This window comes from Bacteroidota bacterium (genome assembly GCA_035506275.1).
Classification (GTDB): Bacteria; Bacteroidota; Ignavibacteria; order UBA10030; family UBA8401; genus JAGVPT01.
The window spans coordinates 23,616-47,278 of sequence record DATJPT010000002.1 but is presented as its reverse complement, the minus strand read 5'-3'; the positions used below and the strand labels follow the sequence as shown (position 1 = coordinate 47,278).

Sequence of the window (23,663 nt, the reverse complement as noted above, 5' to 3'; positions counted from 1 at the left end):
CCGATGCTCGGGGAGACGATTTCACAGTACCATATCGTTGAGAAGCTTGGTGAAGGGGGCATGGGTGTGGTGTTTAAGGCCCGGGACACCAAACTCGACCGCTTTGTCGCACTGAAATTCCTTCCCGCCCATCTTGCGGCATCGGACGAAAATAAAGCACGGTTCATCCAGGAAGCGAAGGCTGCCTCTGCCCTTAATCATCCGAACATCTGCACGATCCACGACATCCAGGAACACGGCGGCCAGCTCTTCATCGTGATGGAATTTGTCGACGGAGAGACGCTGCGCGAAAAGAAAGGGACGCTGACGCCAAAGCAGGTGATCGAGTACGGAATTCAGATCGCCGAAGGACTCGCGGCGGCACACGAACAAGGAGTGGTTCACCGCGACATCAAATCCGAGAACATCATGGTGACGGGGAACGGGAGGGTCAAGATCATGGATTTTGGGGTGGCGAAGCTTCGCGAGGGGCCGATGCTGACGAACGCCGGCACCGCCGTCGGGACATTCGCCTACATGTCGCCCGAGCAGATCCAGGGAATGGATGTCGACCGACGGACCGATCTCTGGGCATTCGGCGTCGTGCTGTATGAGATCGCCACGGGAGCGCTTCCATTCCAGGCCGATCACCAGGCGGCGATGATGTACGAGGTCCTGAACGTGGACCCTCCTCCGGCAAACACGAAGCGCCCGGACATCGGGTCGAACGTTGCCTCCGTCATCACCGGACTGCTTCAAAAGGACCAGAGCAAACGGACATCGGCCGCATCGGACGTGATCGAGCATCTTCGGCAAACGCCGAGCGCGGTTCCGGCAGAGGAAGAAGAAAAATCCATCGCGGTTCTTTACTTCGAGAACATGAGCTCTGAGAAGGAGAGTGAATATTTCTGTGCCGGAATGACAGAGGATATCATCACAGACCTGTCGAAGATCAAGCATCTGAAGGTCGTCTCCCGGACGGATATGCTGGCATTCCGCGGCAAGGAGATCAATTCGCGGCTCATCGGGCAGACGCTCCGCGTCAATTACATGCTGGAAGGGAGCGTGCGCAAATCCGGGAACAAGATGCGGATCACGGCGCAGCTGATCGACGTCCGCAACGGCTTCCATCTTTGGGCCGACCGGTACGACCGGCTCCTTGAGGATATCTTCGATGTGCAGACGGAAGTTGCACAGAAGATCGCCGAAGCGCTTAAAATTTCTCTTACAACATCAGAGAAGGAATCGCTGGAGAAGAAGCCGACGGACGACCTGCGGGCTTACGACCTCTATCTGAGGGGGAAGGAATTTGTCTTTCGCCGCGGCAAAAAGAACACTGAGGCGGCGATCCAGATGTTTCAGAACGCAATTTCGATCGACCAAAAGTTCTCTTCCGCTTACTCCGCGCTCGGCGAAGCATGCTCGTACATGTATGCATGGTATGACGGCGACCCGAAATGGCTCGGGAAGACGATCGAGAACAATCAAAAGGCGCTCGACCTCGACCGCGATTCGGTTGAAGCTTCCTTCGGGATCGGGATGGTCTACTACCATCAGAAGCACTTTGACGAGGCGAAGCGGATATGGCAGGACGTGATCCGGCAAAAGCCCGATTTTTATGACGCGTACCGCTGGCTGGGGGCGCTTTCGGACGTCACCGGGAGCTACGACGAGGCCCTCGGTCACTATCAGAAGTGTGCAGAGCTGAAGCCGTACAGCGAAGAACCATGGATGCACACCTACATGACGCATTTAAGAAAACACGACACGCAGTCGTCGGAGAACGCGATGCGAAAAATGATCGAAGTCGGCGAGCGGAAGCTCGGGGTCAATCCGGACGACATCATCGTGCTCAGCAGGATCGTCGGGGCGTACGCCCACTTCGGCGAGAAGGAAAAAGCGTACGCCATTCTCAAGCGGATCACCGAGCTTGACCCGACCGACGGGCTTGCGCAGTACAACTGCGCCTGCACCTACGCGGTGCTGGGGGATACGAAAGAAGCGCTCGCGTGTCTTACAAATGCGATTCGAAGCGGATACAAAAATATGAAGGAATGGGTCAAAGCCGACCCGGATCTCGTTTCGCTGAGAAACGATCCGGAGTACACCGCGCTTGTCGGAGAAATGAGGTGAACCAGCGATGATCGGACAAACTATATCGCACTATACGATCCTCGAGAAATTGGGCGAGGGGGGCATGGGCGTCGTCTATAAAGCCCAGGACACGAAGCTCGACCGGTTCGTCGCGCTGAAATTTCTTCCGGCGCATCTTGCCGCATCGGAGCAGGACAAAGCGAGATTTGTCCAGGAAGCAAAATCGGCCGCCGCTCTCAATCATCCGAACGTCTGCTCCATTATCGATATCCAGGAACACGATGGTCAGATGTTTATTGTGATGGAATTCGTTGACGGGCAGACTCTTCAGGAGAAGAAAGGAACGTTCTCGCATAAACAGGCGATCGATTATGCAATTCAGATCGCCGAAGGACTTGCCGCCGCCCACGAAAAAGGAGTCGTTCATCGGGACATCAAGCCTGAAAATATCATGATTCGCAAAGACGGCATCGTGCAGGTCATGGATTTTGGCCTGGCGAAACTGCAAGGCGCATCCAGATTGACCAAAGAAGGAAGCGTCGTTGGTACGGTTGGATATATGTCCCCCGAGCAGGTGCAGGGGCACGAAACAGATTATCGCACGGATATCTTTTCTTTCGGCGTAATTTTTTACGAAATGCTTACCGGGGCATCACCGTTCAAAGGGGTTCACGAGACCGCGATACTGTATGAGATCGTCAATGTTGACCCGGCACCGCCATCCACAGTAAAGCCGGGACTTCCCCCCGAAGTTGATGCTCTTTTGGAGGAGTGCCTCGCGAAAGAACCGGATGAACGGTTTCAATCGGCAAAAGAAATAGTTAGAGATCTGAGAAAACTCAAGAGGGATTCGGGGAGACAAAGGACAAGCAGTATTGGTATCGGCCGCGGCAGTAAAATCGATTCAGGAACACAAAACTCAACACGAGGCAATTTTTATAGACCGTTGATTCTGGGAGCGTCCTTTGTCCTTCTGGCAATATTCTCGCTGATCATCGGGTGGAATATCCATAAAGAATCATCGAAGGAAGTTCGAAAATTCCAATGGCCTTACGAATATGATTGGTGCGTCTTATCTCCGGATGGAAAGAAGATAGCCTATTCTAAGGGAGAGAAACTCTGGATTCGCCGTCTTGATAAAATCGATCCGATAGAAATTAAGAACGATGGTACCATTACAAATATACTCTGGTCTCCCAACAGCGAATATATTGCATATTTTGCCGGCTTCGAGACATCTAAATATCAACTAAGAAAGATCTCGATCAATGGTACCGGAAATGAATTGATCGTCAAAACAGAAGGCAATTATTATCCAAGATTCTGGGGAATTGATGATTCTATCGTAGTGACAACTTGGGATAACAAAGGAAGCAACATGTTATTAAACGTGCCTTCTTCCGGAGGTGAGTTAAAACCAATGTATGGCGGAGACCCCCTTCTGTCTACGATCAGGGGAAATTTGACCCACGTATTAGGATTACCCGACGGCAAGACCATCCTTCTCAGCGATAATGTGGTTAACGGCAGGGGCGAAATTCTCATACAAACGGGGGACAAACGTACGACCATTTACAGCGGACCTCCGGAGAGTTCTATCGGCAGGCCTGTCTATTCAAACAGCGGGCATATTCTTTTTCCACTTTCCACCCTTAGCAGCTCTGTTCCGGACATCTGGGCAATTCCATTTGACCTCTCTTCCCTGAAAATTACCGGCAATCCTTTTTTAGTTGTCAGGAATGTGAATGCAGACCGAATAAGTGTGACTGAAAACGGGATGTTGTCCTATGTTGACGTGGGCAACTCCGTCATTGGTGCTCAATTGGTCCTGCTTTCCCGCGCCGGCCAGTTTCTAAAAACGATAGGCCAGACTCAATCAGATATTCATTCTCCGGCGGTTTCTCCGGATGGTCAAACAGTCGCGACCATGAGTTCGGAAGGAAATGGAAAATACGATATTTGGCTGCATGACGTAGCGAAAGGAACCAAGTCTCAATTGTCGTTCGACATCCCGGAAACATGGAGGCCAAGTTGGTCTCCCAGCGGCAAGGAAATCGTTTTTCAATCAGGGTTCTTCGATTCATCACGAATCTACGTTCAAGGGGTTAACGGACATACATCCGCAAAACTTCTGATGGGCGCGAATCAATGGGGAAGTTCATCGTATTGGTCTGCTGATGGAAGATTCATCTTGTTCACGCGATCGGAATCCCAGCCTCGAACACATAATGATCTCTGGTATCTGGAATTGGGCAGGGACAGTTCTCAGAAACGGCTCTTCGAATCTAGGTTCAATGAGGATTGCCCCTATATGTCGCCTGATGGACGATTTGTGGCATTCCAATCGGATAAAAGTGGCCAGTGGGAAGTCTATGTTACCGACTTCCCAAATGCCCAACAGCAGTGGCAGATTTCGATTGAAGGAGGGTTGTATCCTCAATGGGTTCGCAACGAGATATTTTTTGTAACTCCAAAGTCGAACGAACTCATGTCAGCCAAAGTGAAGACCAGTCCTGGTTTTCGGGCAGAAAATCCTGAGAAGCTATTTTCAGCGGATGCTGTCCATGTTCAACTGGCATTGGCGTACTCATTCTTCTACACAGTGACCAGGGACGGAAAAAACATTATCGCCGTAAAAAGGCTGGGAGAGTCCAACCGGCCCAATCTGATTATGGTGGAAAACTGGTTTGAAGACTTTAAGGACAAAAGGTAAAGTACATTAATGATCGGACGAACGATATTTCATTATAGGATCCTCGAGAAATTGGGCGAGGGGGGCATGGGCGTCGTCTATAAAGCCCAGGACACCAAGCTCGACCGGTTCGTCGCGCTGAAATTTCTTCCGGCGCATCTTGCCGCATCGGAGCAGGACAAGGCACGATTCATTCAGGAAGCGAAATCGGCCGCCGCTCTCAATCATCCGAACGTCTGCTCCATTATCGATATCCAGGACCATGAAGGGGCTCAGGGGGAGAAGCAGCTCTTCATCGTCATGGAATTCATTGACGGTCAAACGCTGCAGGAAAAGAGATCATCGCTCACTCAAAAACAGGCGATCGATTACGCGATACAGATCGCCGAAGGACTCGCGGCCGCCCACGAAAAAGGGATCGTGCACCGGGACATCAAGCCCGAGAACATCATGATCCGCAAGGACGGGATCGTGCAGGTGATGGATTTCGGCCTTGCCAAGCTCGTCGGTGTGTCGCGGCTGACGAAACAGGGGAGCACGGTCGGCACGCTCGGCTACATGTCCCCCGAACAAGTGCAGGGACAAGAGACCGATCATCGTTCGGATATCTTCTCGTTCGGTGTCTTGCTCTACGAAATGTTGACGGGAAAATCGCCGTTCAACGGCGCTCATGAGAGCGCGATCCTGTACGAGATCGTGAACGTCGACGTTCCCCCCATGTCCACGATCAAGCCGGAGATCGATCCTGAGCTTGACCGGATCGTTCTCGAGTGCATGGAGAAAGACCCGAATGAGAGGATGCAGTCGATCAAGCAGGTGGCGATCGACCTGAGCAGGTTCAAACGGACCTCGAGCCGGTCCAGACAAAGCAGGATCATTCCTGCACAGCCGGCGGCGCTGAAGCCCGGAGCGGAAAATGCTATCCGCGCGGAGAGGCTCCTGCCGCAAAAATATCTCTGGCAGATTCTGACATTGCTCTTCCTGGTCACCACGCTGTTCTTTGCCTGGAATTCGTGGAGAAGCGACAGACCACCGGCGGCCGTCATGAGGTTCACGGTTGATCTGCCCCTCACCACACCGCTGGTCGCCGGGGCTTCAACAGTGGCTATTTCGCCGGATGGAAAATATTTTGTCTACCTCGCGCTATCGTCGGGCGATCCTGTTCTCTTTCTCAGGCCGATCGACAGTTTCACCGCGCATTCTTTGAACGGCACAGAAAACGCGAGCGATCCTTTTTTTTCGCCCGACGGCCAATGGATCGGGTACTTTGCAAACGGAAATTTGAAAAAGATCTCTGTCTACGGCGGCGTGCCGCAGGACGTTTGCACCGTCCCCGGATATATGAGAGGCGGATACTGGACGAAGGATAATTTTATTTTGTTCGGCAATATCAACAACTCCATCTACCGTGTACCGTCGGGGGGCGGAACTCCGGTTGCAGCGACATATCTGGACACGGCCCAAGGGGAGATCAGCCACAGGTTTCCCCAGCTCCTCCCTGACGGCAAAACCGTCATTTTTACGGTCAAGAATAACAGCATGACCACCTTCAACGACGCTCTCATTGTCGCTGAAAATATTCAGACCCATGAGAGGAAGACCCTCGTGCGGGGAGGCGCGTATGCCAGGTATATTTCAACGGGGCACATCATTTATATCCGCGGGTCATCGATCTATGCGGTTCCGTTCGATCCGGATCGGGCAGCGATCACAGGGTCGCCGCTCCCCGTCGAAGAAGGGGGGATGATGAACCCCCTTTCGGGGGATGCTAACTACGGCGTGTCGAATTCCGGAACGCTGCTGTTCGCCCCTCTCGGTTCGTTCTCGGGAACGGAGGTATCGCTGGAATGGATCGACCGGCAGGGAAAACGGAACAACGTTCTCGATACGACCGGAGCGTACGGCGACGGCTCGCTTTCGCCCGACGGACAAAAACTGGCAATGACGATCAGGGCGGCAAATGACGATATCTGGGTATACCAGTTTCACCGGGGAACTCTCAGCCGGATCACGTTTGGCGGCGGGAACAGCGATTTCCCCGTCTGGTCTCCGGACGGGAAGCGGATCATCTTCGCCTCGGAAAAAGGGACGACGTGGAAATTATTTTCAAAACCATGGGACGGCAGCGGAAAAGAAGAGCTTCTCAGCGAAGACGTCGATACCGACCCCAATTCATGGGAATCCATTTCTCCGGACGGGAAAGCCGTTGCGTACGGCAAGAACGGGGACATTTGGGTGCTGCCGTTGACCGATGCCAAAAAACCGGAACAGTATATTGCGTCGCCGGCAACTGAGACCGACCCTTCATTCTCGCCGGACGGAAGGTGGATTTCGTACATGTCAAACGAATCGGGGCAGAACGAACTCTACGTCGTTCCCTATCCGCACGGCGGAGGCAAATACCAGATCTCGACGAACGGCGCTGATTTTGCCGTGCCTCCGCGGTGGCTCCCCGACGGCAGATCATTGATCTATCTTTCGGGAAGGCAGGTGATGGGGGTCCATGTGACACTCTCCCCCTCCTTTGATTATTCTCCACCGCAAAAGATCTTCGACCTTCCGGAATCGTGGAGCGGATCATTTGGAGACATCACAGCGGACGGGAAGAAATTTATCATCGGGACGACGAAATCCGGACCGGTCACAACATCCCGGGTGAATATCGTCGTCGGATGGTTCGACGAGCTGCAGAAGAAGTTTTCCGCACAACGGCAATAACATGCGGCCGGACGGAGAGGCTATGCGATTCCGCGTTTGCTTCGCCTGCCAGTGCATAGTTCGCCGACCGTTGATTCATTGAACAAATGAGATCATGAAGTACGCGATCATATCGGATATCCACGGAAATCTCGAAGCTCTGACGAAAGCGCTGGGCATCATCGAAGAAAGGCACGTCGATGAGGTCATCTGCCTCGGCGACGTTGTCGGATACGGAGCGAACCCGAACGAATGCGTCGACGCTGTTCGACGCACCTGCTCTGCGATCGTCCTGGGGAATCATGACGAGGCGGCGCTGGACCCCGGCGGGCCTCACGATTTCAACCCCATCGCACAGAAAGCGATCGAATGGACCGCGCAGCAACTGACGGAGGAGAACCGTTCGTTCCTGTCGTCGAGGCCGATGAACGTGAAGAAAGAGGATGTGCAGTTTGTCCATTCTTCTCCCCGCTCGCCGGAGCTATGGGATTACATCATCAACGCCGACGATGCTGTCGAAGCGATCCGCAGTTGCGAAGAGAAGATCTGTTTTATCGGACACACGCACGTTCCCGGAATATTCTCGGCGCATGGAAGGTCGAGATCGGTCGTGCGGAGCGAAAAGCAGCTCGTCAACGTCGGCAGCGTCGGCCAGCCGAGGGACGGGAATCCGATGCTGGCGTTCGGGATCTTCGATTCGGTTAAATGGGAGTACGAACTGGTGCGCGCGGTTTATGATATTCAAAGCGCGGCGGAGAAAATTTTGAACGCCGGCTTGCCCCGCGAACTCGGGTACCGGCTGATGTACGGGATGTAATTGTTCTTCTCGTTCCCAATCGGAGATTGGGAACGGGGGTTGAGGTCGTCCATCAACGCATGGTCGTTCCCAAACAGAGTTTGGGAACGAGGAGAGACGCCGGCTTGCCCCGCGAACTCGGGTACCGGCTGATGTACGGGATGTAATTGTTCTTCTCGTTCCCAATCGGAGATTGGGAACGAGGTGAGATGACAGGTTCGGTGGACTCCTCTTACAGATCGTGCTTAGGGTACACCACTCCGCACTCTTTTCTGACCGCGTCGAGCATTTCCACTAATTGAAGGCTGTCGTTCCAGCTCATCAGGCTGCTCTCTTTTTTCCCTTCAAGCAGGCACTTCGCCACTTCTTCCGCTTCATACTCGTAGCCGTTTCCTCTCACCGGGAAATCAAAGATCTTTTCCTTCCCGCCGTTGTAGGTCACTTTCACTTTTCCGGGACAGAACCAGAGATGCTCGAGGAATATTTTTCCCTTATCGCCGTGAATTTCGGCGACGACCGCCGGGTCGGCGAGAAAGGAAGAATACATGACCGCAAGTGTATCCTTGTCGTATTTGAAGGTATAGCTGGCTGAATTGTCTCCCCCTTGCTCGCCCAACCCGGCAATTGCGGAAATGGATTTCGGCTTGCCGAGGAGAAGGAGCGAAAGAAAAATGTTGTAGATCCCCGTATCCAGGATCGTCCCGCCGCAAAGCTCCAGATTATAGTGCCTGTGTTCCGGCCCGTTCTCCGATTTTACGGAGAAAAACGCCGTCAGCAGTTTCACTTTCCCGATCTCCCCCGAGTCGACCAGCTCTTTCGTCTTGATGATGTTCGGAAGAAAACGGCTCCACATCGCTTCCATCAAGAAAAGATCTTTCTCTTTCGCCCTCGCGATCATCGCCGCCGCTTCTTTGCGGTTGACCCCCATCGGCTTTTCGCAGAGGACATTCTTATTGTGATCGAGGGCGAGGAACGTGTTCTCCAAATGGAGATTGTGCGGGGTGGCGATATAGACAACGTCAACGTTGGGGTCGCTCACCAGCTCTTCGTAGCTCCCGTATGCGTGCGGGATGTTGAACTCGCGGGCGAATTTTTTTGCCGCATCGGCAGTTCTCGACCCGACCGCATAGGTCTCACAATTCTCTGCAACTTTGAGGGCGGTCGCGAATTTGTGAGCGATCCATCCTGTGCTCAAGATCCCCCATTTGATTTTTCTGTTTGCCATTGCTTTTTGGGAATGATTAAAAAAGGGAACGTTGTGTGAACGAATGTATGAGTTATTGCGAGGAGAATCAAGATTGGACCCATTCAGGCAACGCCAGGGTTTGAGAATGTCCACTCTCGCTCCCAATCTCAGTTTGGGAGCGGCCTGCTTAATCTATTGTCCCCCTGAAAATATTGACCTCTCAAACAAACTCAGTTCCCTGTCAGAGATTGCGAACGAGAATAACAAGCGGCGGGTCCGTACCGTCCCGCGCAGGGGCGTTTCTTGTGACGACGAAGGAAGCATGACACTGCCCCTTCGCATTCGTAGTTTGTACCGTTCGAAGGACCTGGGGGTACGAAGCAGCATCGACACGGTTTTTCGCCGCTTCACTCCTCAGAATGACCAGCGCCCCGTGCAGTCTTGCCGCTTGGGCGCCTCACATGGTTCTTGAAACTGGTTCCTGTTGGAATTTTCCATACTAAAGAAAACCGGTATTGACTGCTTCCCACTTTCAATAAGCTGGTGCCAATTTTCCGCTCTGTTGCGCGGATTTAGAGGCATAATTGTTGTGCATTTTTCAGGACAGTATATTTTTTCAGTTGGAACATTTCTCGCAGCCCGGGAATATCCTTCGAAAGAGGACGGGCACACGCCATTCAGAAAGGGAGCATTGATGACCACATCGAATTCTACCGATAGTCCTCACCACCAATCCATGCATCAACAGGGTCACAGGAAAAGCAATGGTATTCTGGGAAAGCTCTTCCTGCCGATCGTCGGCTTCCTTTCCCTAGTGTGGATGCTGATCCGCATCATCCCGAAGCCAAGCCGTGCGGAATATCCTTGCATGAAGGTCGCTGCGCCGATCGCCAGCGGTTTCATCGCCTACATCGCCAGCATGCTGATCACCGTCTTTTCGTTCGAAAGATCCCGCCGGTATTTTCGGAATTCAAAATACCTCCTCGGGTCGGCTATGGCCTTTATGGCGCTCGGAGCCGCATTGTTTACGCTCCTGAGGACGGACACGGAGACTCAAGCGCACACGATGAACGACTCGCTCTTCGTGCCGATCGATTCGCCGAACTCTCCGATAGGAACGGGGCAGGGGATCTTTCCGGGACGTGTCGTTTGGGCGAGGGATCCTGCTGCAGCGACGTGGAACGGCATCACCGGAAACTGGTGGTCGGACAACAATACTCACCAGCTCAACGTCGATTCGATGTTCTCCAAGTCTCTCCGTGCGCTTACGGAATCGCCGACCGACAGCGCTTCGTGGACCGCACTCTTCAAATATTTTAACGCAAAACACGGGAAGGGGAATATCGGATATACCCCCGGCGAAAAAATCGCGGTGAAAATAGACCTGAATATGGTCTCGCCGGAGTACCCGCCGGGGAACGCATCATTCACATCGCCCCAGTCGGTACTCAGCCTCCTTCGGCAACTCGTCTATAAGGCGGGAGTCGCCGACAGCGACATCACTGTCTACGACGTTATCAGGTATGTCCCCGATGCGATTTATTCCAAGTGCCACGCCGAATTTCCGCATGTGCATTTCATGGGATGGACGGCCATGAACGGGAGGGAACAGTACGTCCGCGACACCACGATCATTCACTGGTCTGAAAAACTGAACATCGAGCTGGGAGGAGGGAACCCGGCGCATCTTACGACCGCCGTCACCCGCGCGGCGTACATCGTCAACCTTGCCAGCTTCAAGGGGCATCGGTACGCCGGTGTCACGTTCTGCGCGAAGAATCATTTCGGCTCGCTCAGCGTCGACGATACCACGGGGACGCCATACGTCTATGCCCCCCACGCGGCCGGCGTTCATCCGTACATTGCAGTGCACGATATTATTATCCCGGGGAGCGCTGAGTGGACGTTCTATGGGCGGCACATGGGAACATACAATGCTCTCGTCGACCTGATGGGGCACAAAGACCTCGGCGCAAAGACGGTCCTTTTCATGATCGAGGGGCTCTACGCCGGGCAGACCGAAGGAGATATGATTTCTCAAAACAGCCGGTGGATCACGGCGCCGTTCAACAACGGATGGATGTCGAGTCTTTTTATGTCCCAGGACAACGTCGCCATCGAATCGGTCGGGCTCGATTTCATCCGCGCCGAAGCGGCTGTCAATCCGCACGACACCACGATCTACGGCGCTGTCGACAATTATCTGCATGAAGCGGCGCAAGCGGACGATCCTCCGTCGGGGACGTTCTACGCTCCGAACGGGGACGGCGTTCGCCTGCAAAGCCTCGGCGTGCACGAGCACTGGAACAATTCGACCGACAAGCAGTATTCAAGGAATCTTGGACTCAATGAAGGGATCGAGCTGGTGCAGATCAAGAGTTCGACGACCGCGGTTCCGGAAGCGAATGTCCCGGCAGGATATTCGCTCTCTCAAAATTTTCCGAACCCGTTCAATCCCTCCACGACGATCAGGTTCGACATCGCAACACGAAGCCGTGTCCGTCTGTCGGTCTACAATCTGCTCGGACAAAGAGTGGCCGAATTGGCGAACGAAGAACTGAGCACCGGCAGCTACGAAAGAATCTGGAACGCCCGCGTCGCCTCCGGTCTTTATCTTTATCGCATCGAAGCGGTACCGGTCGCTGACCCCAGCAAGCGGTTTGTGGAAGAAAAGAAAATGGTGTTTCTCAAATAGCGCGGTTCAGAGATCATATTGTTCATGATGCGGGAATCCGGCGGATGAGGAAGGAAGTGATTTATGCCCCTTTCCTTTGGCCGAGTTGTCATTGATACCCTGAACCTGCAGGGCTCATGATCATATCGTGGGGGGGCTTTCTCGCGGCGTTATCCCTTTCACTCAAAATCTCCCTCCTCCGGAACGTGGCGCACAAACCTGCGCCCGTCGTGACGTCCATGAGCCGCTCTCGAAGGAACCTTAATGTGTCTCCTCATCGTTGATAGGAAAAAGAAGCCCCGGACGTCCAAGTGAATATTCAGACGATCATCATATATCTTCTGGTTAAGTTCGCCGCCTATGTCTGGTGGTGCCGCGTCGGGCTCGGGAAAAGGGAAGGGGAGCCGAAACCGCCCGAAGGGAGTCTCGATGGGCCGTCGCTCGGTCTTGGACTCTTCCGTTCAATGCTCGGGCTGGTGTTTGGCGCCGGTATCTATTTGTTAACGATCCAGTTCATTTTTCTTTTTGATTCAAATATGCTAGGGGGAGAATTTCTTGCGTACTTTCTGGTGTACATTCCGGTTCGCTGGATCGAGTGGTCGATCGTTGCGATGATCATTTTTCGGCATTCGCGGAATGTTGGTGGATTCGTTCTCGGAGGATCGGCGGTCGATCGACGGTGGCGTGCAGTGGGAATTCTGATTTCGTGTCTGGCCGATATCCCGATCATCGCGGCAATGCACGGCAATCTTTTTTTGGGAAGGATCATGTGCTGACAACTGTGCCGCGAGGGTGCGAGGGTCCAGGGTAAGACCGCTCCTCATCCGAAGGTTCCCGTTGGGATGAGACGCCGGGAACGGGAGCCGGGCACAAGGTTTGACTATCTGCCGTTTTACCCCGATATTTTAAACGCATTTTCCAGCGGGAGAAGCTATGGAGAAACATAGCATGATACGATTCGTTACGTCGGTCGCCGGCGGATCGATGAATGAAGCCGTTGGAATTTTATTGCCACGATACGGAATACTGCCGGAGAGAAATTTAATTGAGAAATTGTCTTATCGAAGCGTCGCTCTTCCTGTTGTTGTCGTTGACTCTTGTTGCGCAGAATCACGGCGCCGGAGGCATTCACGGAATTGTAGTTGTTGAACCGGCTAAGAAGCCGCTCGAGTTTGTCAATGTTATTGTGGTCAAGATCCCGGACAGCACACTGGTCACCGGGACCACGACGGATGAAAAGGGAAAATTTTCGATCATGAATGTTCCGCCCGGAACATTCATCCTGAAATTCACGCTGCTCGGATACGAAGAAAAACAATCCTCAAAATTCACCCTCACCGAGAATCAAAAAGATTTTAACGCCGGCACCATCTCCTTGCGGGAAACGGCGGTCAGCCTGGGGGAAGTGACCGTGACGGCCCAGAAGTCAACGATCAACTCGACGATCGACCGGAAAATCTATAACGTCCAGCAGGACGTGATGAGCAAGAGCGGATCGGTAAGCGATCTCCTCCAGAATGTCCCTTCCGTGCAGGTCGACGTCGACGGCAACGTCAGCCTGCGGGGTTCTGCGGACGTCCAGATCCTGCTGAACGGCAAGCCGTCCCCCCTCCTCGGCGGCAATACTGCCGACGCGCTTCAGCAGATCCCCGCAAATGCCGTCGAACGGATCGAAGTGATCACCAACCCCTCGGCCAGATTCACCCCGGAAGGGACCGCCGGGATCATCAACATCGTCCTGAAGAAAGACGCCGCACTGGGCATGAACGGAAGCGTGACGGCGAACGTCGGGAACGACTGGCGCTCCAATTTCAGCACGAGCGACAACTACAGCCTGGGGGGATTGAATGTCTTCGGGAGTTACTCGATCCGCCAGGATGACCGGAACGGGATCGGCACGCTTTCGCGGCGGCAGGTGGACTCGACCGGAACGTCGAATTTCTTCAACGAGAACGGGACCTCCGCAAACCGTCCCCTTTCCCAGTTCGCGACCTTCGGAGCAGAAAACCACTTCAACGAATCGGAGTATGCCGGCGTCTCGGGCAATTACCGTTACCGGAGCTACACGAGCCACGATGTGACCACGGAAACGCACCTGGACAGCACCCTCTCCGTGATCGATGATTACGACCGCGCCCGCACCGATTTCGATGAGACCGGCTCCGCCGGCTACGCTGCCTTTTACGAGCACGACTTCGACGGCGAAGATCATACGTTGCGCGCCGAGTTCAGCGGCAACCGGCTGTTCGACCAGGAGGATAATCACTTTACGAACACGTACCGGACGCCAGAAGGGGAACTCGAGCGCGACAACACCCTCATCCAGGAGCACGACCGGCGGGAACTCCTCACTCTTGAGTATCATCATGTGCTGGCCGACCACTCCACGCTCGATGCCGGGTACGAAGGAAGGTTTGACGACGACGAATTCAATTTCTACGCTTCCACGTTCGACACGTTGTCGCAGGCATTCCTCGAAGACACAGCGGAAACGAATTTCTTCACGTACCGCGAACAGATCCATGCCCTCTATGTGACCTACGGCAGCACGTTCGGCCGCTTGAGCGCTCTAGCCGGTTTGCGGGGGGAGCGGGTGCTCATCACCTCCGACCTTGTGACCACCGGGACCGTTGTCCCGAACGATTATTCAAAGCTCTATCCGACCCTTCACCTGGCGTACAAGTTGGGGGAGTTCGATGAGCTGCAGCTCAACTACAGCCTGCGCGCAAACCGTCCCCGCGGCGAGGACATGAACCCGTTTCCGGAATACCGGGACCCGAGGAACGTTTACGCCGGAAACCCGGGTCTGAAGCCGGAGTTCATTCACTCTGTCGAGCTCGGCTACCAGATCCAGGAGGAGAAGATCTCGATCCTTCCGAGCGTTTTTTACCGCGACCGGCATAACAAATTCACCTCGCTCACCGAAGCGCTCAACGACTCGACCGTCCTTACGACGCGCGCGAACCTCTCGAGCGACCGATCGGGGGGAGTCGAGCTCGTCGTTTCCGGGAGCCTGTGGGATGTTGTCACCATTAACAGCAGCACCGACGCCTTCTACGAGGAGATCGACGCCACCAACCTTGGCTTCGGCGAAAAAAAATCGACCACAACCTTGAGCGGCAACCTGAACCTGAATTTTGCCCTCGCGAAAGGGTCGACCCTTCAGGTTAACTCCTGGTACCGTTCACGCCAGCTTACCCCGCAGGGAGAGAACCAGCCGATGTATGTCGTGAACTTCGGCTTCCACCAGAACCTGATCGGAGAGCAGCTCACGCTTACCGCCACCGTCTGGGACGCGTTTAAGACGCTCACGCGGAAGACCGAGATGGACACTCCGTCGCTCACGCAGACGACATTCTCCGCACGGGATTCGCGGGTGATTTACCTGGGACTCACGTACCATTTCGGCGGTACGTCGAAGAAGGCGAAAGAGAAAGAGACGGAGTTCGAAGAAGAGAACTGATTGGAACGAGGGAAACTTTATTTTGCAAGAACGGTCGGAAGACCATTCCTGTTAAGACCTACCTATTGATTTCCGCCAGCAAAACCCACGCATCGAGCGCCGCCATGGGGAACGAAGCGATCATGGCGAGGCCCATCCAATAGAGTCCGTTGAAACCCGACGCGAAAACAACGATGCCCGAAGCGACGTAAGGGAGGAGTGTGATCTGATCGGTGGCGATGAGCCGGGCGCAGAGGGGACGGTGCCGCGGCTCCGTCTTCTTCAAGATATTGACGTCGAAGAGAGAAGCCGTGAATCACACGGCAGCGCCGCCGGCTTCCGCGATCAGGACATTCTCCCATCCGCTCATAAAAGATCTTTCCCTCGTTAATTCACAGAGAGGAGCCATTTCCTCGCTTCATCGATCGAACGAAAGACCCCGAACTGAATTCCCTTTTCCTCTGCTCCTATCGAACCCATCCGCAAAAGCCCGAACTGCGCGTCATCCGAAGCGGCGAAGGCAACCCGGTCGTTGAAACGCTTGCTTTGCGATGCGAGAAAGCGGGCCATGATGTTGATCTCCGAAGTGCTCCGGTTGTAGATGCTTCGCGACTGACCGATGTTGATCAAGAGGCAGCATGACGCAGGACAGTGCGCATCGGTAAAGGCATTAAGCACGGCGGCGCGAAGTTCTTCCGTCGAGTATTCCCCCACAGGTTCTACGATGACAATGTTCTCATCGTATCGGTAATGGACCGGCATGGAAGAAGACCTTTCCGTTTTAGGGGATTCCAAAGAAATTGACGGAGATTATCTCCGTCTTGACTTTGCCAGAAGCCTGAGAATTTCCACATAGAGCCAGATGAGCGTCACCATGAGACCGAACGCTCCGTACCATTCCATGTATTTCGGAGCCCCGTTCGCCGCCCCCTGTTCGATGAAATCAAAATCGACCACCAGGTTCATCGCCGCAACGATGACGACGAACACGCTGAAGAGGATGCCGAACAGGGAATTGTCGTTGACCAGGGGGACCGCAATGCCGAAGAACGACAGGACAATGCTGATGAAATAATAGAACGCGATGCCCCCTGTTGCCGAAGCGACGATGAGCCTGAAATTTTCCGACGGTTTGATGATCTCGAACTTGTAGATCAGCAGCAGGCACCAAAAAATTCCGAACGTGAGAAGGAGCGCCTCGATCACGATGCCGGGATAGCGGGCTTCCATCATCGCCGACAATCCGCCGAGGACCAGTCCTTCGAAGGCGGCATAGAGGAGCGAAAGGTACTGTGCGAGGTGCTTGTTGAACACCAGCACGAATCCGGTAATGGTCCCCCCCAAAATGCCGATAAGAAAAAACGGAGCGATCGCGCCGAAATCCTCCGCGGCCCCGAACCGGTCCCACACGAACATTGCCGGGATGAAAACGGTCAACAACAGCAAACCGGTCTTATTCACCGTCCCCTGCAGCGTCATCACGTTCTCGGCGTTGGCGGACTCTGCAAAGCCGGAAAATGTTTCCTGCTTCAAGGCCGGATTGCCGGATTTGAACAATGCCATAGTGAACTCCTCTTTTGGTGAATGATTTCTGCGATCCTACTTGTTCCGGATGGTTTCGATCAACTGATAAACGCTCGCGACATTTTCAATGAGCTCGAAGCAGGGCACGACGGAACGTCCGTATCCCGGCCAGCCGCTCGTTGCAAAGAATGTGCGGACAGGGAATGCGCTGCCGAAGGTGATCGTTCCGCGCCCGTTCTCCCGCTGTTCAAGCGAGATATCTATCTGGAGTTTCAAATTGATGGAGCGTACAGTTCTGCCGAAGAGCCCCGACAGGATGAGCGCCCGTTCCGTCGTGACGGCGTAAACGGTTTTTTGCCGGATCATCAGGTCGGCGACGAACCGTCCGACCGTGATGTAGAGGCCGACGACAACAAAAATGCCTCCGAACAGAAGAAAGAAAGGGGGGGCGCCGCTGTTGTAAGCCATGACTTCCCAGTACACCGCAAACCCTCCCCATGCCAGACTGAACGGGACCATGACGGCATCCGATCTCCTGAAGAGCAATCCCCCCGGCGGACGTCCGGTCCATTGTAGCGATTCGTTCGGCTGCAAGTAGGGTGACATTGCCTGTTGATCTTCGATCTGCATGGAGGCTGCTCTTTCTAAATTGAATTATTTCTGCTCAGCTGAGAATGTCCCCTGGTTTGCCATTCCGTCATTGCTTATCCATGTCCATTGTCCGGCCAATCTCCCCTTCGCGAGCGTTCCGTTCAGCTGAAGATTGTTGTTCCTTACCTTCGGGTTCAGCTCGATCCAGATCTTTTCGCCGTTCACACCGCCGACAAGATTCCCGTCGCCAGTCTGCGGACCGATCCGCTCCGGAGTTCCGACCGGTGCGAAGTGCCATTCACCGGAGAGAGAGGTTGAATCCGCTACGGCAAATTTAAGCCACCCTCGCACCAACACCGTACCGCCGGTATCGTAACTTGTATAGGCATAGGCGCCCGGAGGGACCGAATCGCTTGAGGGACGATTGCACCCGCAATCGCAAAGAGCCATCATCAATAAAAAGAAAACAAGAACAAATCTCAACGAAGAAAATCTCTGTCCAGAATATGATGCCGCCTTGAGAACTGCCATAGAATGAGCGTACGTATGGGGATGATGAGACGTTTGCTTCTCAAACAAAACTACGGCATTTCAGATAAAAATGCAAAACGGCGATAGCGGGGTCTTTCGGCGGAAGATAGTTACTCCGATCCCAGCCGGAGATCGGGATCGTGAGAAACTGTAAGAGTACCGTCTATTGAATTGTGTTTAGGGAGTAGGTTCACTCTGGCACCGCTGAAATGCCGCGCTCAGATCACCACTGTCTTGAACGTGATATGCGTTGTTGTCCCCGGTGTCAGCGAGGTGATGGTGACGGTGATTGACCCGCCGCTGACGGTGACATTGTCGCCGTCCGATGCGTTGGTCTTCGGAACGCCGTCGACTTCGACTCCCATCCCCGTGCCGTAGCTGTTGCTGCTGAACGTTGTGTTGTTCGGGATCGCGCTGTTCAACGTGATGTTGGTGGCATTGGCCGTGCCGCCATTCGTGACGGATAACGTGTACGTCAGGATATCCCCGGGCACGGGACTGCTATTATCAACCGAATTTGCAATCGTGATGGTTGGAAGATTCGAGATTGCAACAGAGGCCGAGACGCTTTCAACATTTCCGCCGCCAAAATTGATCTGAGCGGCGTTGGCGATTGTCTGTGTCGTCGAGATCGTGGAGTCCGAACGGAGCTCGAAGGTCCTCGTGGTCGACCCGCCGGCGGCGAGCGAGAATGCGGACCAGGTGATCGTTCCCCCTTCAAGGTCTGTGCCGCTCAATGTCTGTCCGGAGATCGACCCGCCGTTGCTGATCGTCCCCGGCACGAGGATAAAGTGCGACGACAGCGCATCGCTGACGTTGATGCCCGATTTCGTGATCAGGAACGGATTGACGGCAGTGATCGTGTAGGTGAGCGTGTCCCCCGCAATGGTGCTGCCGCCGTTGTTGTCGAGCACGGCGTTCGAAGATGCGCTCGCTCCGATCCCCCACGTCCCGAACGAAGTCACTCCCGAAAGCTCGACATAGTTGTTGACGCTGTCGTGCGCCGTTGCCCCTTCGTTCACCCACGTGCTGCTCGAATCGTACCAGAGCTTCAGCAGTGTTTCGTTGAGGCTGTTCGTCTCGGGGTTTTCATAATGAAGCCGCAGTGTCGCGGTGAAGCTCCCGCCTGTGTTTGAAAGGACGACGGTCCTGTTCACGGCGAGCATCGTCGGGCTCGGCGGTGCGGACTGCGTTACAGTCACCGTCACCGACGATGGTGTCGAGCCGGAGGTAAAGGTGATGAGAGTGTTCGGTCCTTCGAAAGCGTACGGTGTCGAGAGAGAAAATGATTGCGTCCGCGTAACCGTTCCGATGATCAAGGCGCTCCCCGTCCGCGAGCCGGTGATGGTGACCGAATTCGCCCCCGTCTGCATCGTCCCCATCGTCATCGTCAGCGTGCCGACGCTGATGTTGCTGCTGAGTGAAATGGCGGCGGCCGAATCCTGCTTATTGACGGTGAGCGCGTTGAAGGTCGTCGTGCCGGAGATCGACATCGCCGGGACACCTCCCAGGACCACCGTTGATGTTCCCGCCGAGAATGAGCCGTTGTTTGTCCAGCTTCCGGTCAGCACGATCGTGGCAGAGCCGCCGGCTCCCGCAGCCCCTGCATCGATCTGGAGGTTCCCGGCAACGCTGTCGGTGCCCGAAAAAGTCTTGGCGCTGGGGCTTCCGTTCGTCAGCTCAAGATTGTTGTACGAGAAGGCGGCGATGCTCTGTGCGCCGGTCCCGTTGTACTCGACAGTACTGCCGGCGTTGATGTATGAGCCGGTGGTGAACGTTGCTGTCGGGTTAAATGCACCCGCGATATAAATTGTACCCGAACTCGCCAACGTCACGGAATTGGTTGTCCTTGCCTGGCTGATGCTTAAATTGTTGTAGCTGAAAGCAACGACCGATTGCGCGCCAGTTCCGTTGTAGTCGACCGTACTTCCTGTGTTGACAAACCCGCCGCTCGTAAAAGTTGCCGATGGATTGAATGTGCCGGCGACGCCGATCGTGCCGGAACTTGCGAAGGTGACGTTGTTCACCGTGCGCGGCTGGCTGACGGTGAGATTGTTGTAGTTGAACGCGGCGATAGACTGTGCGCCTGTTCCGTTGTAATCGATCGTGCTGCCGGTGACAACATACCCTCCACCCGTAAAAGTCGCCGTCGGATTGAATGTGCCGGCAATGCCGATGGTCCCGGAATTTGCCAGCGTAACGTTGTTCGTCGTCCTCGCACCGCTGATCGTTAAATTGTTATAGCTGAATGCGATGATCGTCTGGGCGCCGGTTCCGTTGTAGTTGACCGTGCTCGTGCCGGGCGTGAAGGTTCCCGCCGTGTAGGACGTGGCGCCGGCGATATTCAGCGTGCTCGAATTGCCGAGAAGCGAACCGTTGGTCATTGTCCAGGCGCCCGTAAAAGTATGGGTGAATCCCGCACCCAGGTCAAGGGTTCCGCCTGCACCGCTCATCGTAAAGGCCCCGCCGTTCACATTGCCCGTCAATGTTGCCGTGCCGGAGGTCTTCGTCATCGACACTGTACCCGTCGTTGTGAATCCAGCGATACTTTGTGCCGATGTTGTCCCCGCTATTGTGACTCCCCCCGAGCCGCTTGTTAATGTGCCGGCATTGATGAAATCTCCGTCAAACGTCAAGAGATTGGTTCCGGGAGTAAGTGTAGCTCCGCTGACAATGTTCAAGGGGACACTTGTGTTGTTGCCAATGACTTTTGCGGCTGCCAGTGTTACTGTTCCGCTGTTGATGATCACCCCCCCCGTTGCGACAAACGGTGTGATCCATTCCGGCCCGGCGGTCGCTGTCTCGTCGTACTGCAAGGTCGCCGCCGCGCCGTACGTCGGAGCTGCCGATGCTGTTGCAGTTCCTGCCATATCAAGAATATTATTGACTGTAACAACCCCGATGGTTTTCGCTCCGCTGCCTGAAAGTGTGAGATTGTAATACGTGGCAGCGTAGACTGTTTGCGCCCCGGCAAATTCGTAATTAACCGTTCCGGCGGTTTGGTTCAGGCTCCCTGTGAATGTCAACGCCCCCGCGAAATTGATGTTCAAGGCGCCTGTTGCCCCGTTGGCCAGGGTGCCTCCTCCCGCAAGCGCCGTTGTGACGGTTAATATCCCATTGTTGGTGTATGAACCGGTCACAGTTACACTGGGGATGGAAGTTGTTGATGAGCCGCCGATGGTTTTTGTTGCACCGCTGAAGGTATGGACCCCGGTGCTGGCATTGTATGTTCCGTTATTCGCGAGACTCCCGGCGATACCAACAACGGCGGCTCCATTCTCCGTTAACGTGCCGGTGATCGTTACATTGTTGCCAAATGAAAGTTGGGCAGCCGCTGTCTCTGTTATTGCTCCGCCGGCATTGATCGTTACGGCGCCGGTAAATGTTTTTGTGCCTGTGGCATTGGTGATGCTCAATGTGCCGCTTGTTCCGGTGCCTATGGTTGTCGTTCCGCTCACGGTAAATGCAAAGGCTCCGGCAACGCTCAGTGTCGTTCCATCACCGATCGTGAGATTCCCCCCCATGACCCTGGCTGCCGTCTCAGTCCATGTCTTTGTTCCCGAACCGGATATTGTAAGATTGCTGTAAGCAACATCCTTCACTGTTTGCGCCCCCGCACCGCTGTAATTGACCGTGTTGCCGGCAGCGCTGACCGTGAGCGTGGTAAACGTAGGGACGGCAAGATCGCTGATGTTAAGCGTGCTTGTGGAGGTTGCGTTGTTGAAACTCGTGATCGTGCCCGAGGTCGTAAGGTTCACGATGCCCCCGGCGTTGTTTGTCATACCGGCAATCGTACCCGACCCGTTGAGATTGATTGTGCCGGTGTTGGTGAAGCCTGCGAGTAAGGTCGTAAAATTGCCCGAGCCGCTCACGGCGAGAGTGCCCGAATTACTCAAGCCGCCGGATGTCGAACCGATCGAACATGACCCGCCAAGGTTTAATGTACTGGTGTTCGATAATGTCCCGGTGGCTCCTGCAAGCGCGGTGTTGATCGTCAACGTTCCATTGTTGGTGTATGAACCGCTGACAGTAACGCTGGGGATGGAAGTTGTTGATGAGCCGCTGATGGTTTTCGTTGCACCGCTGAAGGTATGGACCCCGGTGCTTGCATTGTATGTTCCGTTATTCGTGAGACTCCCGGCGATACCGACAACGGCGGCTCCACTCTCTGTTAACGTGCCGGTGATCGTTACATCATTGCCGAATGAAAGTTGCGCAGCCGCAGACTCCGATAAAACGCCATTACTATTGATTGTTACAGCGCCCGTGAAAGTTTTCGTCCCCGTTGCGGAATTTGTTGTTAACGTTGCGGTTGATCCGCTTCCGCTGCCGACCGTGGTAGTTCCGCTCACAGTCAATGCATAGGCTCCCGCGGTAAAGGTGGTGCCATCTCCTACAGTGAGATTGCCGCCGACCGTCAAAGCAGCTGCGGTCGTTACCGTTACGGTTGATCCGCTGCTTAAGACCAGATTGCCGTTGATGGTTGCATTCGTCAGTGTCTTCGCCCCGCTTCCGGAAAGCGTAACATTGTTAAACGTGTATGCAAAGGGAGCGATTGCCTGTGCAGCGCCATCGAAATTAACAGTGCTCGAAGAGCACGTGAAGGTCCCTGCGGTTCCGCTCATAAAAGTGCCGCCGGCATTCAAGGTCCCAGCTCCGGAAAATACGATCTGACAACCGGCCCCCCCGGAAGTAATATTACCAGAAACCGTAAGGGTTCCTGTACTAATATTGATAACATCCTTCCTGGCAGCTGTAGTAGCAGAGAGGGCAATGGAGCCGCACGTAATGCTTCCGGTGCCGATGTTCACGGTTCCGGTGGAGCCAGTTGCCGGCCTCGGCATCGTCAATGCACCCGTAATAGAAATGGAATTCGATCCGTTTATCGTCACAACGCTGTTCGCATTGATCGCAGCGAAAGTTAACGATGCGCATTGTGCTGCGACATCGACCGTACAGTTCGCACCGGAGGCGATCGTCGCGGCGACTGCGCTGGTCGGCACTCCGGCACTCCAGTTCCCTGCGCTGCTCCAGTTGCCCGTGCCGCTGAATGTGCTTTGCGCAGCCGCTGTCCCGCTCAGTGCAACAATGAGCAGCGGGATGAGGAGGGATGACGAAAAACTTTTCCGAAGGGATGATATGTGCTTGTCTCGGGTCACGAGCTGAGCTCCCCTTCAGATCAATATGGAATTTGTGATTGTGCAGCCGGAAGGAATCCTTTTCCACCACACGCCGGGCACAACGGAAGTTCGTGCAAAGGCACTATCGTCGGCGATAACAGAACCCCTGCTGAGAGGGGGCAGAATAAGGGATGGATGTAAAACGAAGGGAGAATGAAATACGTGAGATTTTTTCCTCATTTTACCCGCTCACAACGATCCTGAATTCTCTCATACAACGGCGTATCTGCACACAACTGAACCGATCGCCAACAATTGCAATTGAGAAAGGCCACGT

Annotated in this window: 14 protein-coding genes; 7 read left to right on the top strand and 7 right to left on the bottom strand. The window is 54.4% G+C overall.

All coding sequences use genetic code 11. The features are described from left to right. Window positions 1-3: 3 nt before the first annotated feature. From VMF88_00680 to VMF88_00665, 4 genes are all read left to right on the top strand, one after another. Window positions 4-2,112, top strand: a complete 2,109-nt coding sequence (locus VMF88_00680; protein HTY09559.1) for a protein kinase — start codon at window positions 4-6, stop codon at window positions 2,110-2,112. Between the two features lie 7 nt (window positions 2,113-2,119). Continuing rightward, the gene (locus tag VMF88_00675) at window positions 2,120-4,786 is read left to right on the top strand and encodes a protein kinase (GenBank protein ID HTY09558.1); all 2,667 of its coding nucleotides are present in this window, start codon (window positions 2,120-2,122) and stop codon (window positions 4,784-4,786) included. A gap of 9 nt (window positions 4,787-4,795) precedes the next feature. Further along, window positions 4,796-7,483 carry a protein kinase gene (locus tag VMF88_00670; protein HTY09557.1) on the top strand — a complete coding sequence of 896 codons (2,688 nt, stop codon included), beginning with the start codon at window positions 4,796-4,798 and terminating at the stop codon, window positions 7,481-7,483. Between the two features lie 94 nt (window positions 7,484-7,577). Then, on the top strand, window positions 7,578-8,279 hold the full coding sequence (locus tag VMF88_00665) for a metallophosphoesterase family protein (GenBank protein HTY09556.1): 702 nt from the start codon (window positions 7,578-7,580) through the stop codon (window positions 8,277-8,279). Window positions 8,280-8,490: 211 nt separating this feature from the next. On the opposite strand, the gene VMF88_00660 is transcribed toward VMF88_00665, so the two are convergent. Continuing rightward, complete coding sequence (locus tag VMF88_00660) at window positions 8,491-9,483, bottom strand: Gfo/Idh/MocA family oxidoreductase (protein HTY09555.1); 993 nt, start codon at window positions 9,481-9,483, stop codon at window positions 8,491-8,493. A 655-nt stretch (window positions 9,484-10,138) separates the two neighbouring features. Here VMF88_00660 and VMF88_00655 point away from each other — a divergent pair. From VMF88_00655 to VMF88_00645, 3 genes are all read left to right on the top strand, one after another. After that, on the top strand, window positions 10,139-12,139 hold the full coding sequence (locus VMF88_00655; GenBank protein HTY09554.1) for a DUF362 domain-containing protein: 2,001 nt from the start codon (window positions 10,139-10,141) through the stop codon (window positions 12,137-12,139). 290 nt (window positions 12,140-12,429) lie between these two features. Beyond that, on the top strand, window positions 12,430-12,894 hold the full coding sequence (locus VMF88_00650) for a hypothetical protein (protein ID HTY09553.1): 465 nt from the start codon (window positions 12,430-12,432) through the stop codon (window positions 12,892-12,894). A 269-nt stretch (window positions 12,895-13,163) separates the two neighbouring features. After that, window positions 13,164-15,581 carry a TonB-dependent receptor gene (locus tag VMF88_00645; GenBank protein HTY09552.1) on the top strand — a complete coding sequence of 806 codons (2,418 nt, stop codon included), beginning with the start codon at window positions 13,164-13,166 and terminating at the stop codon, window positions 15,579-15,581. 58 nt (window positions 15,582-15,639) lie between these two features. Here VMF88_00645 and VMF88_00640 read toward each other — a convergent pair whose 3' ends face one another. The 6 genes from VMF88_00640 to VMF88_00615 form a co-directional block, all read right to left on the bottom strand. Then, a complete protein-coding gene (locus tag VMF88_00640) occupies window positions 15,640-15,846 on the bottom strand; it encodes a hypothetical protein (protein HTY09551.1) in 207 nt (68 codons plus the stop codon). 101 nt (window positions 15,847-15,947) lie between these two features. After that, a complete protein-coding gene (locus VMF88_00635; protein ID HTY09550.1) occupies window positions 15,948-16,322 on the bottom strand; it encodes a hypothetical protein in 375 nt (124 codons plus the stop codon). 48 nt (window positions 16,323-16,370) lie between these two features. After that, the gene (locus tag VMF88_00630; GenBank protein HTY09549.1) at window positions 16,371-17,123 is read right to left on the bottom strand and encodes a Bax inhibitor-1/YccA family protein; all 753 of its coding nucleotides are present in this window, start codon (window positions 17,121-17,123) and stop codon (window positions 16,371-16,373) included. A 36-nt stretch (window positions 17,124-17,159) separates the two neighbouring features. Then, the gene (locus VMF88_00625; protein HTY09548.1) at window positions 17,160-17,714 is read right to left on the bottom strand and encodes a hypothetical protein; all 555 of its coding nucleotides are present in this window, start codon (window positions 17,712-17,714) and stop codon (window positions 17,160-17,162) included. Window positions 17,715-17,738: 24 nt separating this feature from the next. Then, window positions 17,739-18,206, bottom strand: a complete 468-nt coding sequence (locus VMF88_00620; GenBank protein ID HTY09547.1) for a hypothetical protein — start codon at window positions 18,204-18,206, stop codon at window positions 17,739-17,741. A 218-nt stretch (window positions 18,207-18,424) separates the two neighbouring features. Next, complete coding sequence (locus tag VMF88_00615) at window positions 18,425-23,365, bottom strand: hypothetical protein (GenBank protein ID HTY09546.1); 4,941 nt, start codon at window positions 23,363-23,365, stop codon at window positions 18,425-18,427. Window positions 23,366-23,663: the final 298 nt, after the last annotated feature.